Source organism: Candidatus Magnetaquiglobus chichijimensis, assembly GCF_045865675.1.
Classification (GTDB): domain Bacteria; phylum Pseudomonadota; class Magnetococcia; order Magnetococcales; family Magnetaquicoccaceae; genus Magnetaquiglobus; species Magnetaquiglobus chichijimensis.
In genome coordinates this window covers 566,591-583,561 of the sequence record NZ_BAAFGK010000004.1, presented here as the reverse complement: position 1 = coordinate 583,561, position 16,971 = coordinate 566,591, and the positions used below count along the sequence as shown (strand labels likewise).

Annotated in this window: 13 protein-coding genes; 11 read left to right on the top strand and 2 right to left on the bottom strand. The window is 60.2% G+C overall.

The genetic code is table 11. From position 1 onward, the window contains the following. Window positions 1–98 precede the first annotated feature (98 nt). The 7 genes from ACOY6C_RS06920 (at window position 99) to ACOY6C_RS06890 (ending at window position 9,132) form a co-directional block, all read left to right on the top strand. Complete coding sequence (locus ACOY6C_RS06920) at window positions 99–446, top strand: hypothetical protein (protein ID WP_420904752.1); 348 nt, start codon at window positions 99–101, stop codon at window positions 444–446. Between the two features lie 233 nt (window positions 447–679). Then, a complete protein-coding gene (locus tag ACOY6C_RS06915) occupies window positions 680–2,533 on the top strand; it encodes an SLC13 family permease (RefSeq protein ID WP_420904751.1) in 1,854 nt (617 codons plus the stop codon). Beyond that, entirely contained in the window at window positions 2,530–3,570 is a 1,041-nt protein-coding gene (locus ACOY6C_RS06910; RefSeq protein ID WP_420904750.1) for an ABC transporter substrate-binding protein, read from the top strand. The genes ACOY6C_RS06915 and ACOY6C_RS06910 overlap by 4 nt, the downstream gene beginning before the upstream one ends. 288 nt (window positions 3,571–3,858) lie before the next feature. Further along, entirely contained in the window at window positions 3,859–4,212 is a 354-nt protein-coding gene (gene erpA / locus ACOY6C_RS06905) for an iron-sulfur cluster insertion protein ErpA (RefSeq protein ID WP_420904749.1), read from the top strand. A gap of 154 nt (window positions 4,213–4,366) precedes the next feature. After that, a complete protein-coding gene (gene lon, locus ACOY6C_RS06900; RefSeq protein WP_420904748.1) occupies window positions 4,367–6,838 on the top strand; it encodes an endopeptidase La in 2,472 nt (823 codons plus the stop codon). A gap of 328 nt (window positions 6,839–7,166) precedes the next feature. Beyond that, window positions 7,167–8,447, top strand: a complete 1,281-nt coding sequence (locus ACOY6C_RS06895) for an AAA family ATPase (protein ID WP_420904747.1) — start codon at window positions 7,167–7,169, stop codon at window positions 8,445–8,447. Continuing rightward, window positions 8,407–9,132, top strand: coding sequence for an RloB family protein (locus ACOY6C_RS06890; protein ID WP_420904746.1), 726 nt, complete (start codon window positions 8,407–8,409; stop codon window positions 9,130–9,132). Before ACOY6C_RS06895 ends, ACOY6C_RS06890 begins: the two co-directional genes overlap by 41 nt. On the opposite strand, the gene ACOY6C_RS06885 is transcribed toward ACOY6C_RS06890, so the two are convergent. Beyond that, entirely contained in the window at window positions 9,129–10,046 is a 918-nt protein-coding gene (locus ACOY6C_RS06885) for an alpha/beta hydrolase (protein ID WP_420904745.1), read from the bottom strand. The genes ACOY6C_RS06890 and ACOY6C_RS06885 overlap by 4 nt on opposite strands. Then, window positions 10,043–10,468: an NUDIX hydrolase gene (locus ACOY6C_RS06880; protein ID WP_420904744.1), complete on the bottom strand. Its 426-nt coding sequence runs from the start codon at window positions 10,466–10,468 to the stop codon at window positions 10,043–10,045. The genes ACOY6C_RS06885 and ACOY6C_RS06880 overlap by 4 nt, the downstream gene beginning before the upstream one ends. 230 nt (window positions 10,469–10,698) lie before the next feature. On the opposite strand from ACOY6C_RS06880, the gene ppk2 reads away from it, so the two are divergent. The 4 genes from ppk2 to dacB all read left to right on the top strand — a co-directional run bounded on the left by ppk2 (window position 10,699) and on the right by dacB (window position 16,882). Continuing rightward, window positions 10,699–11,550, top strand: a complete 852-nt coding sequence (gene ppk2, locus ACOY6C_RS06875) for a polyphosphate kinase 2 (RefSeq protein ID WP_420904743.1) — start codon at window positions 10,699–10,701, stop codon at window positions 11,548–11,550. A gap of 52 nt (window positions 11,551–11,602) precedes the next feature. Next, window positions 11,603–14,032 carry a phosphotransferase gene (locus tag ACOY6C_RS06870; protein ID WP_420904742.1) on the top strand — a complete coding sequence of 810 codons (2,430 nt, stop codon included), beginning with the start codon at window positions 11,603–11,605 and terminating at the stop codon, window positions 14,030–14,032. 18 nt (window positions 14,033–14,050) lie between these two features. Next, window positions 14,051–14,959 carry a M12 family metallo-peptidase gene (locus tag ACOY6C_RS06865; RefSeq protein WP_420904741.1) on the top strand — a complete coding sequence of 303 codons (909 nt, stop codon included), beginning with the start codon at window positions 14,051–14,053 and terminating at the stop codon, window positions 14,957–14,959. 414 nt (window positions 14,960–15,373) lie between these two features. Continuing rightward, window positions 15,374–16,882, top strand: coding sequence for a D-alanyl-D-alanine carboxypeptidase/D-alanyl-D-alanine endopeptidase (gene dacB, locus ACOY6C_RS06860; RefSeq protein WP_420904740.1), 1,509 nt, complete (start codon window positions 15,374–15,376; stop codon window positions 16,880–16,882). Window positions 16,883–16,971 lie beyond the last annotated feature (89 nt).

Sequence of the window (16,971 nt, the reverse complement as noted above, 5' to 3'; positions counted from 1 at the left end):
GCCAAGCGACAAATCTTGCTGGGAGGAGAACTCCCTCACCCTTGACCATGGAACTCTATCGACGAAAAGTTCCATGGTGCAGAGAACTGGAGCACACGATGATGATCTCGCCGATGAACATGGAATCCTGGATCAATCAAGCCCTGGCCATTGTCGAAGCCGGTCCGGAACACCCCGCCTTCGACGACGCCTGGGAATACCTGGCCATGAGCAAGGAGCCGCAGGTGCGTCAGGCGATGCGTCAGGCCATGGAGGAGATCTTCGGACCCCATCCGGCGCCCACCGGCTACGACGACCTGGGCGAACCCTACTGGCGCACCTCGGTGATCGCCGCCTACCTGAACATCCCGGAAGACGAAATCCTCGAAACCGCTTATGAGATGAAGGAAAAATGGGGCTATTCGGCAGGCGTGGCCCAGACCCGCGAGCTGCACGCCGTCCATTGACCCGGCCAGACGCGAGGCGAACCCTCTCCCACTCCGCCGCAAACAGGCCCCAAAGGAATCGCGTCGAAAGGCGATTCCGCACACCGGAACCACGCCAAACCCCCAGTGTCCGCGGAATCGTCGCCCCGCGATCTTGACCCGTTGCCACGGCATGGTCTAAAGTGGTGAGGTTGGCTCGCCGGTCGGGCCCGACAAAAACCCTTCCCATCGCCACTTTGCCGAGAAGTTCAGCCGTGTCTGATCACACCCTGGAACCGGATCTCATCGAACGTCTGTTGCAAGACCCGATCCTGGGACTGAGCAACTACACCTCCCTGGCGCGCCTCATGCCGCTCATCGAGGTGCGGGCGTATCCCGTGGGCGCCATGCTCTGCCAGGCCAACAGCCCGGTCGAAGGAATGTTCCTGTTGAACGAAGGGCGCATCGCCCTCTCCCGACCCGACGGAACGCCGGTCACCGATCAGGAGGTCCGCTGCGGCGAAGAGAGCGCCACCGATTTCAAGGAGTGCCTGGTCCAGGCCGTGGTCGTCGAACCGGTTCGAGCCCTGTTCATTCCGCGCGCATCCGTCCAACTCCTGGCCGCCGAACAACCGATCATCAAACAGGCCAGCATCACCTCCCTGATGTCCCATGTCAGCGGACACCCGCTGAAACTTCCAACCATCAAACAGGCCCCATCCGGCGAAATCCCCAGCACCTTCGCCACCCGTATCGGCTGGATCCTGGCCATCCTCCTGCCGGCGGTGATGCTCTATTACGGCGAACGGCTCAATCTCGAATCCAACATCACCACCTTTCTGGCCATCTCCACGGCCACCATCCTGATGTGGATGTTCTCCCTGGTCGATGACTACATCCCAGGACTGTTCGCCATCGTCTCCATCCTGATGGCCGGTCTGGTGCCACCCACGGTGGTGCTCTCCGGATTCTCCTCCAACAGCTTCCTGATGGCCATGAGCATCCTCGGCCTGAGCACCGTCATCGCCTCGTCGGGACTCGGCTACCGCACCTTGCTGCTGCTGCTCTACCGTCTGCCCAACACCCGTTTCTGGAACAACCTCGGCCTGATCCTGATCGGATTCGTGCTCACGCCGCTGATCCCCTCGATCAACGCCCGACTCGCCATGGTCACCCCCTTCTTCACCGACATGGTGAAAAGCCTGCGCCTGGCCCCCGAAGGAAAGGCCGCCACCCGCCTGGCCATCAGCGCCTTCACCGGCGTCTCGCTGATGTCGGCCATGTTCATCACCAGCAAGTCCGTCAACTTCGCCATGTTCAGCCTGCTGCCCACCCAGGCGCAAGACCAGTTCCAGGGGTTCCGCTGGCTCGTCGCCGCCGGCGTCTTCGGGATCTCCATGCTGGTCGCCCATATCATCGGCGACCTGCTGCTCATGCGCACCCAGGAACAACCCCAACTCGACAAATCCCGCGTCGTCCTGCAACTCCAGCTCCTCGGCAAACTCAAACACCGCGAATGGGCCGCCCTGCTCGGCATCGGCGTCTTCATCATCGGCATGATGACCGCCTCCTGGCACCAGATCCAACCCACCCTGCTCGGCATGTCGATCTTTTATGCCCTGCTGCTGTTCGGCTCGCTGCGCAAGAAGGAACTCACCGAAAAGATCGATTGGCCCTTCCTGCTCTATCTGGGGGAACTCACCGGCCTGGTAAGCGTGTTCAACTACCTGGGACTCGATCAACACCTGGCCTCCGCGCTGCCCACCCTGGGCGCCACCATGCGCGACAACTTCGAACTCTTCGTGTTGCTGCTCTTCGTGATGATCTCCGTGGTGCGACTGGTCATCCCCATCAGCATCACCATCGTCATCCTCATCACCATTTTTATGCCCCTGGCGGAAATCTATGGCATAAGCCCCTGGATCGTCGGCTTCATCATCCTGATCTTCGGCGAAATCTGGTTCATGCCCTACCAGTGCTCCTATTACCAGAAATACCAGGAGATCAACAAAAACCAACCGCTCTACAAGGACTCCTCCTTCCTGATCTTCAACGCCCTGATGAACATCTTCCGTCTGCTGGCCATCTACGCCTCGTTCCCCTACTGGCGCGCCATGGGGCTCTTATGAACCGCTCATCCTGGTCCCTCCAGAAATGGCTCATCGGCTTTTTCTGCATCGCCTCGGTGCTGGTCACCGGCTGGTTCAACGCCAACAAACCCCGTCTGGTGATCCTGCAAAGCTATGACAAAAGCTACTCCTGGACCAAAGACGTGAACATCGGCATCAACCGCGTCCTGGATGCCCATCGCGATTACACCATCAACTGGTACTACCTCGACACCAAGCGCCACCCCTGGACCGAATTCAAGACCAACGCCGGACAGGCCATGCGCCGCATGCTCAACGCCTCGCCACCGGACGTGCTCCTGGCCGTGGACGACGACGCCCAACAGTTCGTCACCCGCCATCTCCTCAACCACCCCACGATCCGCATCGTCTTCTCCGGGGTCAACAACCCACCCGAAGACTACGGCTTCGACAAGGCGGACAACATCACCGGCATCCTGGAACGCAAACCCTGGGCCGCGCTCCGGGAGACGCTGCTTATCCTGGCCGAATACAACAACCTGAAAAAACCCCTGACGATCCAGTTTCTCGGGGATCAGTCGGATTCGGTGATCGCCGACGAGATCGATTTCCGGGAGTTCGACATGACCCCGATCCAGGTGGTCGATTCCCGACTGGTCAACACCTTCGCGGAGTGGAAACAGGCCCTGGCGGAGAGCGCCGGCAAAGTCGATTTTCTGATCACCACCAACTACCGCAAAATCAAACGCACCGAGGGGAGCAACGACCTGATGCCGCCCAGGGAGTTGATCGACTGGAGCGAAAAACACTCCCCGACCCCGCTGATCGGCACCAACGCCTTCTACGCCGAGGACGGCGGCATGCTGGCCATCGGCACATCCCCCTACGAACAGGGCGAGGTGGCCGCGCACATGGTGGTGGAACTGCTCTCCAACGACAAAAGTCCCAAACAACTGCCCATGCGCAGCACCGAACAGTTCGTGGTGGCGGTGCGCTCCAAACTGCTCGCCGACCGCAACCTGAAACTGCCCAAGGTGTATGAATCGGCGGCCCGCTCCATCAATAAATATTATTGAACCAAATCCAACTTACCCACTCTATATGCGTTGCATCCCAAACGTGCCGGTTGGTGGCATCCCTCTCACCCCCGACCGTGAACCTCCCGCAAGAGCGTTCCACGGTAAAAGTCTCGCATCCGGAAACCGCAAGATTGATATTTCTGAATACATCCTCTATCTTCACAACGAACCGGCAAAATGCCATCCACCCGGAATCCCGGATGCCGACACACGGCTTCACCAGGCGACATCCAGGATCTCATGCCCCTCTTCTCTATCTGAACATTTCACGAAGGAGTCCATTCCATGTCCATTTCCCTGACTCTCAGCGCGGCCACCAAACTGGGTGAGTTGTTGCAAGAGGAGAACAATCCCCAAACCAAACTGCGCATCTTCGTCTCCGGCGGAGGCTGTTCCGGTTTCAAGTACGGCTTCACCTTCGACGACACCCAGGAGGAGGGCGATACCCTGATCGAATCCCATGGGGCCAAGGTGTTGGTCGATCCCACCTCGCTGGGCATGCTGACCGGTGCTGAGGTCGATTACGTCGAGGATCTCTCCGGCGCCCAGTTCGTCATCCGCAACCCCAACGCCTCCAGCTCCTGCGGCTGCGGTCAGTCGTTCACCCCGAACAGCATGGGCGGGTGTTCCAACGCCTGATTCGGGTTGATCCCCTGCCTTGACACGGATGCAACCGGAAAAATCCGAAAAAAGATCCATTCTCCGGTTGCATCCCAGGCATGGCCATACCATATAATTCGCATGCATCCAGTCTGGTCCGTTTTCTTCACCCGAGTGCGAACAGGTATCCGCCATGGCTGACGATTCCCCAAAGAACGACGATCCCAACGCACCCGCGCCCCCCACGGTCGAAGCCGTCTCCCCGCCGGAGGACGAAAGCGTCGCCGAAAAAGCCGAACCCAAGGTCGCGCCCCCACCCGCTCGGGTCGAGGATGTGCTGCCGCCGGAGATGGTGATCTACCCGCTGGGTGGCCGCCCCTTCTTTCCGGGCATGCTCACCCCGATCCAGGTGGAGGGTTCGCCCTACTACGACACCATCAAATACGCCCTGCACTCGCCCGGCAAGATGTTCGGCATCGTGTTGAGCCACGCCGAGGATGGCGAGGAGGTGTTCAACGCCGACAAGCTGTACCGTTTCGGCGCGGTGGCCCGCATCATGGAAGCGGCGGTCAACGACGAGGACAAGCAGATCAAGCTGCTCGCCGAGGGGATCGCCCGGTTCGAGATCATGGAGATCGTCAAACCCGGTCCGCCGATCGTGGCCCGCGTGATCCATCACGACAAGATCTCCCTGCATCTGGATCTGGACGCGCTCAAGCCCTACACCATGGCGGTGATCAGCGCCCTGAAGGAGATCCTGAAATACGACTCGCTCTACCAGGAGCAGGTCAAGATGTTCCTGTCGCGCCACAACTTCGGCGAACCGGATCGTCTGGCCGATTTCGTCGCCTCCATGACCAGCTCCAAACGCGAGGAGTTGCAAGAGGTGCTCGAAACCCTCAACGTGCGCGAGCGGTTGGAGAAGGTGCTCGGGCTGTTGAAAAAAGAGCTGGAGATGGTCAAGTTGCAGGACAAGATCTCCCGGCAGGTCGAGGAGGGAATCTCCAAGAACCAGCGGCAGTTCTTTCTGCGCGAGCAGTTGAAGGAGATCCAGAAGGAACTCGGCATCACCAAGGACGACCGCACCGCCGACATGGAGCGGTTCCGCGAACGGGTGGAAAAGCTCAATCTCACCGACGAACCCAAAAAACGGATCGAGGAGGAGCTGGACAAGCTCTCGATTCTGGAGACCGGCTCCTCGGAGTACGGAGTGACGCGCAATTATGTGGATTGGCTCACCAGTCTGCCGTGGGGAATCCACACCAAGGACAAACTCGACATCGGTCGGGCGCGCCAGGTGCTCAACAAGGATCACGACGCCTTGAACGACGTCAAGGAGCGGATCCTGGAGTTTCTGGCGGTGGGCAAGCTCAAAGGAGAGATCGGCGGTTCGATCATTCTGCTGGTCGGTCCGCCGGGGGTGGGCAAGACCTCGATCGGTCGTTCGGTGGCCCGGGCCGTGGGTCGGAAGTTCTTCCGTTTTTCGGTGGGCGGCATGCGCGACGAGGCGGAGATCAAGGGCCATCGACGCACCTACGTGGGGGCCATGCCCGGCAAGATGATCCAGGCGCTGCGCCGCACGGAAACCTCCAATCCGATCATCATGCTCGACGAGGTGGACAAGATCGGCGCCAGCTATCACGGCGATCCGGCCTCGGCCCTTCTGGAGGTGCTCGATCCGGAGCAGAACAGCGAGTTTCTCGATCACTACCTGGACGTGCGCTTCGATCTCTCCAAGATCCTGTTCATCTGCACCGCCAACCAGCTCGACACCATCCCACAGCCGCTTTTGGACCGCATGGAGGTGATCCGTCTTTCGGGTTACATCACCGAAGAGAAGATCAAGATCGCCCGCAACCACCTGATCCCCAAACAGTACGACAAGAACGGCATGCAGTATGCCCAGCTGCGCATCAGCAACGACGCGGTGCGGGTGATCGTGGATGGCTACGCCCGCGAAGCCGGGGTGCGACGTCTGGAACAAAAAATCGCCGCCATCGTCCGCAAGGCGGCGGTGAAGATCCTGGAAGAGAAGTCCGCCATCCCGATCCGGGTCGGCAAGGATCAGGTGGAGGAGTTTCTGGGCAAGCCGAGTTTCCGCGACGAACAGCCGTTCAGCGGCGTGGGGGTGGTGACCGGTCTGGCCTGGACCGCCATGGGCGGTGCCACGCTCGATGTGGAGGCGGTCAATCCGGGCGGCGAGAAGGCCGGCCTGACCCTGACCGGCGCCCTGGGCGACGTGATGAAGGAGTCGGCCCACATCGCCATGAGCTATGTATCCGCCAACTGCGCCACGTTGGGCGGGGATGCCAAGATTCTCACCCACAACCCGGTCCATCTGCATGTGCCGGAGGGTGCGACCCCGAAGGATGGTCCCTCGGCGGGAATCACCATGGCCACGGCCATGCTCTCGCTGGCCAAGAACCAGCCGGTGAACCGTCGCCTGGCCATGACCGGCGAGATCACCCTGACCGGCCAGGTGCTGGCCGTGGGCGGCATCCGCGAAAAGGTGATCGCCGCCCGCCGGGTCGGCATCCGCGAACTGATCCTGCCAGAGGCGTGCCGCAAAAGCTACGAGGAGGTGCCGGACCACATCCGCGAGGGGTTCACGGTCCACTTCGTGCAAAAATACCCGCAGGTGGCCAGGCTGGTTTTTGGAGGGTGATTCCCCGCTCAGTCTGTGCGAGCGTCGTTTCCGAATTTTGGAAACGACGCTCGCATCTTGCACACCCACTTCAAAAATCATGACGCCACGTCAACTGCAATCCAAAGCCCCTCGCCCCACGCATGACCGGTGGAAGGATAGGTTGGCAACAAAATCCCACGTCTCCTGATACAATCCTGAACCCCTGCACCCGGTTCGCCTCTCGCGTTTCGGCTACCCTCTCTTGGGGTGACTTCAATTCGCCTTTTTCACAAGCTACACATCAAAATGAATTGCACTTTTGCATAAAAAGCGCATAATCAAGATCCATTTTAATCAAAGAGGATCCATGACCATGCTGATCGAGTTCCGGGTCAAAAATTTCCGCTCCATTCGCGACGAAATGGTATTCAGCATGGTGGCCACCAAGGATGCTACCCTGCGCGAAACGAACACCATGCCATCCGGCCTTAAATCAGTGCCACACATCCTGCGCGGCGCGGCGCTCCATGGGGCCAACGCCAGCGGAAAAACAAATTTCGTTAGAGCAATTCACTACATGCGCTCAGTTGTGGTCGAATACGCAATCAAAGCTCCAGGGCAACCTTTCAGTGTCCAGCCCTTTCGTCTGAATGCCGAGACCAACGAACAACCCTCCGAGTTTGAGGTCACCTTTCTGCTGGATGGCGTCCGCCACCAATACGGCTTCTCCATGACCCGGCAACGGATCGTCCAGGAGTATCTGCTGGTCTACAAAACCTTAAAGCCTCAAACCTGGTTCGAGCGCCAATACGACGCCGAGACCAATCAGTACCAATTCCATTTTGGCACGGGCCTCAAAGGACCAAAAAACACCTGGGAGCAAGCCACGCGTCCAGACTCTTTATTGTTATCATCCGCTGTTCAACTGAACAGTGAGGCACTGCGTCCCATCTATGACTGGTTTGATACTCACCTGATAATCATTAATAATATCAGACCCAAAGATCCATTGCTTTCCATCAAGACACTCAAACAGGAATCAACCCGTCAAGAAGTCTGCACTTTTCTGAAGGCTGCCGATATAAGCATTTCTGATATTTTGATTGATACGCAGAAAGCAACAAAAATGGCGCTTGTTTTTAACCCAGAAAATAAGTCAGTAGAAGTAAAAGATGAAGAAGAGGAAAACGAAAAACTTCTTTTTCTCCACAAAACAGATCATGGTCAAGCCGTTCTGGAGGCTCAAGACGAATCCCAGGGAACCATGAAGTTACTCTATTTGTCTGTTCGAATTTTTGATATTCTTGGAAAAGGCCTGACATTGCTTGTCGATGAATTGGATAACAGCCTTCACCCATTACTGGTCAAAGAGCTGGTACAATTGTTCCATCAGAATCACACCAACACCGGTGGTGCACAGTTGATTTTCACCACCCATAACACGTCTTTGATGGACCACGATCTGTTCCGGCGCGATCAGATCTGGTTTGTGGAGAAAGATATCGATCAGGCCTCGTGTCTGGTCCCTCTGTCTGAATTCGCCCCGCGCAAGAACGAGGCGTTGGAGCGTGGCTATCTCAATGGTCGCTACGGCGGAGTTCCTTTCCTTGGCGATCTTTCCGGAGTCATCGCCCATGGTCCTGCCTAAAAACGCCTTTCAGAATCGTCAGCGCGATCTGATACGCCATCAGGGCAAACGACATCCTTATGATCGCATCCTGATCGTGACTGAAGGGACGAAAACCGAGCCGTTCTACCTTGAGGAGATTCGTCGCTTGCATCGTCCCTCATCCCCCCACATCCATGTCCGTCCTTGCGAGTCGGGCACCTCTCCACACCAGATCGTCGAAGATGCCGAAAAACTATTCCACAAAGGGGATCCATCCAATAAAAAGATCAAAGCACGATCCTTTGACAAGATCTACGTTGTATTCGACCGTGACGAACATGAACACTATGACGAGGCCCTGCACCGTGCCAGGGATCTGGATGGGCACATCAAAAACGACGAAAAGAAGTGGATTCCGTTCAAGGCCATCCCCTCCATTCCATGCTTTGAACTGTGGCTTCTGCTCCATTTTCAAGAGGTTCACGCCCCGCTCCATCGTAACGAGGCCAAGATGTTGTTGAGGGGCCACATCCCCGATTACGAAAAAGGGATGAAGACAACCTTTGCAGACACCAGGAAACACCTGGATGTCGCCCTGTCGAGAGCCAAACGTCTTGCCGAACGCACCACACCCGACAATCCAGAACAATGGCCCTATACCGCCATGCATGAACTGGTCGAGGAACTGCTGAAAAATGCTCGGGACGCGGGGCAAACCGTCTAGGGACGCTTGCCCAGTTCGGTCACAAACCCCCGCACCCCCGCCTCCACCGTCGGGCCGCCCTGGCTGACGCTGGTGTTGTGGCTGCCGGTGGTTTCGAGGAAGGTTTTGGGGTCGTTGGCCAGGGCGAGCAACTCCCGGCCATGACGCGGGAAGATCACCCTGTCGTCGCGACTGTGGATGATCAAGAGCGGTGCGCGGATCTGGCCGATGCGGCTGGCGTTGTCGAACCAGATGCGGCTTAGCAGGCGGATCGGCAGATAGGGGTAAAGCTCTTCGCCCACCGCCGGAATCGAAAGAAACGTCCCTTCGAGAATCAGCGCCTTCGGCGCATGCCGGGTGGCAAGCCAGGTGGCGACACCTCCACCCAACGAGTGGCCATGATAGATCACGCTGGCCGCCGGAATGCCGAGAGAACCGGTCAGATGGTTCCAGGCCGCCTCGGCATCGGCATAAAGCCCCACCTCCGACGGCTCCCCCTCGCTCAGGCCATAGCCCCGGTAATCGAACAGGAACACGCCAAGCCCCAAACGCCGGAACAGCTCCGTGTGTCCTCTCAATCCGGAAATGACGCTGGCGTTGCCGTGAAAGAACAGCACCACCGGCTGGTCCGACGCGCCTGGAATCCACCAGCCGTGCAGGCGGTATTTGTCACTGGCGAAGGAGACCTCCTGGAAGGGAACGCCCCAATCCGCCGGCGTGGCGGTCAAGCCGCGCGAGGGACGAAACACCTTGGAGGACTGGCTGAAATAGAGATACGCACCCAAGCCCCCGTAAACCAGGATCCCGACAACCAGCAGCGATCGAAGCAGCCGACCCCACCAGCCGCCCTTGCCACGCTCGGACCGGGAAGCCCGCTCGGGAAGATCCAGGAAGGCATCGGTTTCACCCTGTTTGAGCGGTCGCGGCTCGATCATGGCGCCACCACGGATAAAAAATCCGGAACCCTGGCCATGATCTCGCGCAATTTCTCCTCCTGAATCCGTCCGATCGCCTCATCCAGCGTCAACCAGACCCGCTCGCGAAAACTCTCCAGCCAGCGATCCAGCACCTCATCGACGCGCATCACATACACCTCGGCGACGCAGGTTCCGCCCCACTTGGGATAGTCGTACTCCCCGATCGGCTCGGGATGGACCCTGCCGCGAATGCCCGCCTCCTCGCAGGCCTCCTTGGCTGCGGAGTCCGCGGGGGAAAGGTTTGGTTCCACGATCCCCTTGGGGATGATCCAGCGACTGCGCGAACGGGAAGAGATCAACAGAACCCGCAGCGACTCCCCCTCGCCACGCACAGGAATCACCGCCGACTGCCGATAGTAATAGGCCGGATAGCTCGTCATGGTTGCGCCTCCCTTCGATTGCCCTCATCCATCAAGCCGCGCGCCGGAATCGGAACGCATCGTCCGACACCCGATCCATCCTACCACCATTGCCCACGCCATGCCATGCCGGGCGCTTGGATATTCCCCGTCATCCGCCTGGCCAACCATCTCGACAAGGGGATGGCAAAGGTCTACCATGATCCGTCCGTTGGTTTCGTTTCGATGTTCATTTTTTCGGAGTACCCATCATGACCGATCAGGAGAACCCCACCCCCGTTCCCGCTCCCCTCGTCTCCCCGGACGGCATTCCGTTCGAAGAACTCATCCAAGGCCGCGAGCTGGAAATCATGAAACTGCTGCGCGAGCAGGACTATCTGAACATCCTCACCCCGTTGCAACAGGAGTTGGTCAAGCTCCAGCAGTGGGTGGTGGACCAGAAACTCAAGCTGCTCATCCTCTTCGAGGGACGCGACGCCGCCGGCAAGGGGGGGACCATCAAGCGTTTCACCGAGTTCTTGAGCCCGCGCATCTGCCGCGTCGTGGCCCTGGAGAAACCCACCGAACTCGAAAAACACTCCTGGTATTTCCAACGCTACATCGCCCATCTGCCCCACGGCGGCGAAATGGTGCTCTTCGACCGCAGCTGGTACAACCGTCCCGGCGTGGAGCGGGTGATGGGGTTCTGCACCGAGGCCCAGGTGGAGGAGTTCCACCATCAACTGCCGTGCATCGAACGGATGATCACCGAATCGGGCATCCATCTGGTGAAATTCTGGTTTTCGGTGGAACGGATCTCCCAGGAGAAACGTTTCACCTCGCGTCAGACCAACCCTCTGAAGACCTGGAAACTCAGTCCCGTGGACCAGGAGGCCCAGGACCACTGGGAGGACTACTCCCGCGCCCGCGACGACATGTTGCAACGCACCAACTTCCCAGACACCCCCTGGACCGTGATCCGCTCTGACAGCAAGAAACTGGCGCGCATCAACAGCATCCGCTATCTTTTGCGGCAATTCGACTATCCGGGCAAAAACGAAGAACTGCTCACCCTGGATCCCGGCATCGTCCAGGGCGTGGAGGATGAGATCGGTCGTCCGTGATGGTTGGTCAGGCCAACCTCGCCACTCCTGCCTTGGGAGACTCCGTAATCACATGGGTGTCATCAAGAAGATTCTCTACCGTGGACAGATCCTCGGCAAACCGAGGCATCGCAACCTCTTCCTGGACATGGAAGAGAACATCCACATCCACTTCCGCGATCTGCGCATCGAGCTGAGCCGAAACGAATTCGAGGAGATCGGCACGATCTTCAACCGTCAGTCCGCGGAGTTGATGGGGATCATCCAGGAGAAGAACTACCAGGATGGCAAGCTGGCCAACGCCAACCAGGATGACGTGCGCATCTGGACCGAATCCCAGCTCAAACATCCGGTGGTTTACCATCCGCAACGGGTCTCCATCGAGGCGTGCAGCGACGGCTATCATCTGCACTACCGCAACTACAAGATCCTCATCGACGAGGCCGACTTCCGCGAGCTGCACCGTCAGTTCAAACAGCTCGACCCCGACAGCCCGTGCGCCTCCAGCTACACCGAGGTTCTGGAGTTGCTGGAAGCCAACGAGCTGGATTTCATGCTCGACTCCGGCAACGCCCCCGGCGAGCGCATGAGCCTGCTGGTGGCCCCGCACCACATGCCCAAGGTGCGGGACATCTTCAAGCTGATCGGCTTTACCCGCGAGGAGACCCCGGAGGGGATTTTCTACTCCGGCGAAAAACTCAAGGTGCTGGCCCGCGCCACCCGCAAGGAGGGAGGACCGGACTTTCGCGCCATGCGCGGTCTGGACCACGGCGAACGGCTGGTGGCCTACCTGAGCCGCCACGGCGCCAGCCTGGATCCCGACCGGCTCAACCGCATCAAGTGCCAGGTGCTCGATCTTTATCATGCGCTGGCCTCCGGACAACCGGCCCAGGTGAACTGCGATCCCCAATTCTGGCTCTTCACCCCTGGCAGTGACCGGGTGATCTTTCCCCACGATCTCAACCCCCAACCGGACGCCGCCAAGGTGCTCTACCGCAACTGGAGCACCCTGCTGGCCCGGCTGGAGATGAACTTCGTCAAACCGACCAAGATCACGTTTTCAGCAGGTGAACAGGCCGCGCTGCAAGCACGGGTCCACGAGACTCTACGCAGCGAAGTCTCCTCGCGGGCGGCGGTGGAGCGGGTCTATCTGATGGGATCGGCGCTGCGCGGGGACATGGGATTCTATCAGGCCCCCTTCGTGCATGGCACCAACGCCAAGCTCGGTTCGGACGTGGACATCCTGATCGAGATCCATCCCGATCGCGAAGAGGCGCTGCCGCCCAACTGGCAGTTGATCAATCCCGAATCCGCCTCGAGCAGCTGCGCGGTCTACCACATCACCCAGCTCCCGCTGGCCATGGACGTGAGCCGTTGGACCACGCTCCATCCGCGCATTCCGTATGTCCACCATCTGGTGGATGCCTACATCTTCTTCCCGTCCCGAGGCAATCCCGCGCTCAAGGATGCCTTCTTGAAAAAATTCGGCGCCAGGTTGATCCACGACCGCCACAAGGAGGCCGCACCCCCGAGCGTTGGGGATCTGCAAGCCCTGACCGACCAGGTGCGCGCCCGTTACGGCATGCCCGAAGCGCTGCTGGAGACCATGAAGGTCTCGACCGAAAACCTGCTCTACCGGCTGTTCAACGGTCCGCGGGAGACGATCCTCAAGCTGCACAAGGTGTCGGGCAACTACCACAGCCACCGCATCGCCGAACACACCGCCTACGAGGCGGCGCTGATCCGGGGTCTGGTGGCCCGTGGCGTGCCGACCGCCGACATCCTGCCCATGCTGCCTGGGGCCGAGGCGACCATCAGCGGCCATCCGGCCCTGCTCTTCGAACGCATTCCCGGCGCGCCCCAATCCAAGCCCGAATACCCTCTGGAGCCGATCGGCGCCGCCCTGGCGCGGATCCATCAGGTGCAGATCGACGCCCCCTTGCCCTTGGATGCCAGCTTCACCTTTGAGGACTCCTGTCGCATGTGGCTACCCTATTTCGCCACCTATCGGGAGAGCCCGGTTCTGACCCCGGAGTTGAAAACCGCCTTCGAGCAACTCGCCCCGCGCATCGGGCCCTTCCTGGACGAAGGGTATCGGACACGACTCCACGACGGCTGTCACGTCGTCCACAACCATGGGGACGTCACGCCAAAAAACGTGATCATCACCCCGGATGGCACGACCTGTTTCTTCGATTTCAACAACTGCTACCACGGTCCGCGACTGTTGGACCTGATCGACGGCGGCATCGAGTTCTCGCTGGCCGACAAATACATCCATCTGGCCGATTTTGGCCGTTTCGACCAGTTGGTCGCCCATTATGTCGCCGCCTCCCCCTTGAACGAGGCCGAAAGGCGCACCCTGCCCCAATGGATCGACCTGTTGGGAGTGATCAAGTTCATCAAGGAGATCCGGGTCTTCGTCGAAAAGCCCCACGAGGCGTTGCGCATCAAACGGGCTTTGGGCCTCGCGGGTTTCCTCCTCGCCCGCCCGCCGGGTTGAGCCTTGGACCGGACCCCGATGCGCGCCACGATCCGGCTGCTGCTGCTCCTGATTGCCGGAATCGGAAGTTGGGGGCAGGCGCACGCCGAAACCGTGTTCGGCATCCGCTTTCTGGTCAACGACACCCTGGGAAGGGACGAACCGACCCGCGCCGCCCTCCGCGCACGTCTGCACGCACAGGTTGCAACCGTGAACGGCTATTACCGGGACAGCCTGGTGGAACTGCGCGCCGAGGTCGCGGACGTGGCCTTTGTGCCGATCGAGGAACGGGAGGCCATCGAGATTCTGGAGGCGATGCGCGCGGAACGAGCGGGGTTTGCCGACCTTTATTGCCAGGCGGGGGAGCACGGCGCGGCCTACACGGTGGCCGTGACGCGCCACCGAATCCGCGGCAAACGCGGCTGCGGTCGAGCCATCGCGGTCAACAAGCGGATGGATCAATTGAGCCGTCCGGAAAACGGCCTGATGGTCTACGACATCGTGTGCGGAGCCCACACCCTGGCCCACGAACTGGGCCATCTGATGGGACTCAACCATGGCCGTCTGGTGGACGCCTGCGAACCCGGACAGGGCCATGCCACGGCCATCGCCCCCTACGCGCTGGGTCACGGGGTCGGCAACTGCGACGGCATCCGCCAACCCGGCGAGTTCGGCACCATCATGGTGGGCGGCTGGATGAAACGGGTGGTGGGGGATGACAAGGCCAGCCTGCCGCTCTTCTCCAACCCACGCCTGCATGATCCCCGTTGCGGGCTCTCCGGCATCTGCGGGGATCCGGAGCATGGCGACGAGGCACGGGCCCTGAACGAAACCGCCCCCCGGATCCTGGAACTCGCCGCGGCCAACCGCGCCCGCGCCGAAGGGTGCCGGAACGCCGGGCCATCAACCCGATCACCTCTCCATTCCCAACCGAACCAGTCGCCATGACCCGGATCGCCACACGCCCACATGGCGCGGCCTGATGGCCGCAACCAAAAGGGACGATCCCTGACTTGACCTTTGGATAACATTCGCGCGGCCATGTCAATTCCTGCGGAGGAATGGCCTATGACGCGCTCTGCTGGCCGACGCCGCGCGCAAGCTCCCGGCTGCGGCGCAACCCCGGTCATCGGGTGAAACACGCCCAACCGATCCGCACGCCGCATCCCCATCCCGATTTCGCCCCCTGGAATCGACCTGGAATCGCACTTCACGCGCGTGAAACATTGCGTTAATCGCTCAATGCGGGTTTAATGCGCCTTTGCGCAGCGGAGTCGCTCTTCTGAAGGCTGTTCGGGAATCGCCGATCAACCGATGTGACTCCGAAATCCGAAACCTCGCACGGACAAGACCACGAGCCGCATGTTCAGGATGATCTGTCTCGCCCTGTCGCTTCTGTTGTTCGCGCCCTCGAGCGTATGGGCCGAACCTGCCACCAACGGCAAAAAGGCCCAGGCCCAACAAAAACGGGCCGCCAAACCGGCCAAGGGCCGCAAGGGTGGCGCCAAAGCCACGACGCCCACCTTCGAGCACCCCCCTTTCATGGGGTATCTGCTCATGGATCTGCAATCCGGTCAGATCCTGGAGGCGCAACGCGACACCCAAAGCTACATCCCCGCCTCGGTGTCCAAGGTTCCCTCGACCCTGGCCGCCCTGCACATCCTGGGGGCCAACCACCGCTTCGTCACCTCCCTGCTCTCCCCGGCGCCGGTGGTCGATGGCGAGTTGCAGGGGGATCTGATCCTGGTTGGCGGCGGCGATCCTTCGCTCACCATGCCGGGTCTGATCGATCTGGCCCACCAACTGCAAACCCTCGGCATCCATCGCATCCGCGGACGTTTTCTGTTCGACGAGTCCGCGATGATCCCGGAGACCAGCATCAGCACCGAGCAGAACGACGAGGAGAGCTACAACCAGGGGTTGAGCGCCCTGTCGCTGGATCCCAACCGGGTGCGGGTACGTTGGATGATCGGTCGCAACGGGCAACTCCTCACCCAGACCAATCCCAATCTCGGCGACATCGCCTTGACCCTGGGCCCCACCTCGAGGACTGGACCCACCCTCACCTACCTGGGCGGCACCAACGTGGAGCAGTGGCGTTTGAATCCCCACGGCGCCAAGTCGGGTTGGGACTGGGTGCCGGTGAAACGACCGGGGCGTCACACCGCCATGGCCTTTCGGGAGTATTGTCGCCAGAACGGATTGATCCTGCCCGAGCCGGAACCGGGTCATCCCCCGTCCAACGCCACCATCCTGGCCAGCCGCGCCAGCGCCCCGTTACAGGAACTGGCCGACTCGGCACTGGCCCACAGCAACAACTTCTGGACCGAGATGATCGGCATCATGGCCGCCTCCCGTCTCACCGGACATCCCCAATCGGCCACCAGCGCCGCCAAGGTGTTGAGCGACTGGATCATGGCGCAACTCCCGCAAGTGGACTGGAGCGGCTTTCATCTCACCAACAGTTGCGGTCTCTCCTCCACCAGCCGCATGACCCCCAGGCAGATGGTGGCGATTCTGCTTCTGGCCAATGCCGCGCCGATCGGAGAGCGATCCTACGCCTCGATGCTGCCGGTCTCCGGCTGGAAAGGGACCCTGGCCGGACGGTTCGCCGGACCGGACACCTCGTTTCGCGTCTGGGCCAAAACCGGCACCATCCTTTACGGCAAGGCGTTGGCCGGGTATCTGTTCACCCGACAGAACCGCCGGCTGGTCTTCGCGATCTTCGCCAGCGACATGGAGAAGCGCAAGGCCTTCGATGCCAACAAGGGGCAACACTCCGGCAACGACATCCATCGCGGTCGCGCCTGGAACAACCATGCCACCGGTCAGATCAACGCCCTGGTGGAACGTTGGTTGAAAAACTACTGACCCCCGCATCCTTCGCATCCCCTCCCCACCTCTGTTTGCGGCTTGATTCTTGCAGAAGGCTTGATCAGACACGTCCAAACACGACGTGA

Coding starts and splice junctions, on each gene's coding strand:
- erpA (WP_420904749.1), top strand. CDS start 3,859: ATGTCCATTTCCCTGACTCTCAGCGCGGCCACCAAACTGGGTGAGTTG.
- ACOY6C_RS06870 (WP_420904742.1), top strand. CDS start 11,603: ATGGGTGTCATCAAGAAGATTCTCTACCGTGGACAGATCCTCGGCAAA.
- lon (WP_420904748.1), top strand. CDS start 4,367: ATGGCTGACGATTCCCCAAAGAACGACGATCCCAACGCACCCGCGCCC.
- ACOY6C_RS06865 (WP_420904741.1), top strand. CDS start 14,051: ATGCGCGCCACGATCCGGCTGCTGCTGCTCCTGATTGCCGGAATCGGA.
- dacB (WP_420904740.1), top strand. CDS start 15,374: ATGTTCAGGATGATCTGTCTCGCCCTGTCGCTTCTGTTGTTCGCGCCC.
- ACOY6C_RS06880 (WP_420904744.1), bottom strand. CDS start 10,468: ATGACGAGCTATCCGGCCTATTACTATCGGCAGTCGGCGGTGATTCCT.
- ACOY6C_RS06895 (WP_420904747.1), top strand. CDS start 7,167: ATGACCATGCTGATCGAGTTCCGGGTCAAAAATTTCCGCTCCATTCGC.
- ACOY6C_RS06885 (WP_420904745.1), bottom strand. CDS start 10,046: ATGATCGAGCCGCGACCGCTCAAACAGGGTGAAACCGATGCCTTCCTG.
- ACOY6C_RS06920 (WP_420904752.1), top strand. CDS start 99: ATGATGATCTCGCCGATGAACATGGAATCCTGGATCAATCAAGCCCTG.
- ACOY6C_RS06910 (WP_420904750.1), top strand. CDS start 2,530: ATGAACCGCTCATCCTGGTCCCTCCAGAAATGGCTCATCGGCTTTTTC.
- ppk2 (WP_420904743.1), top strand. CDS start 10,699: ATGACCGATCAGGAGAACCCCACCCCCGTTCCCGCTCCCCTCGTCTCC.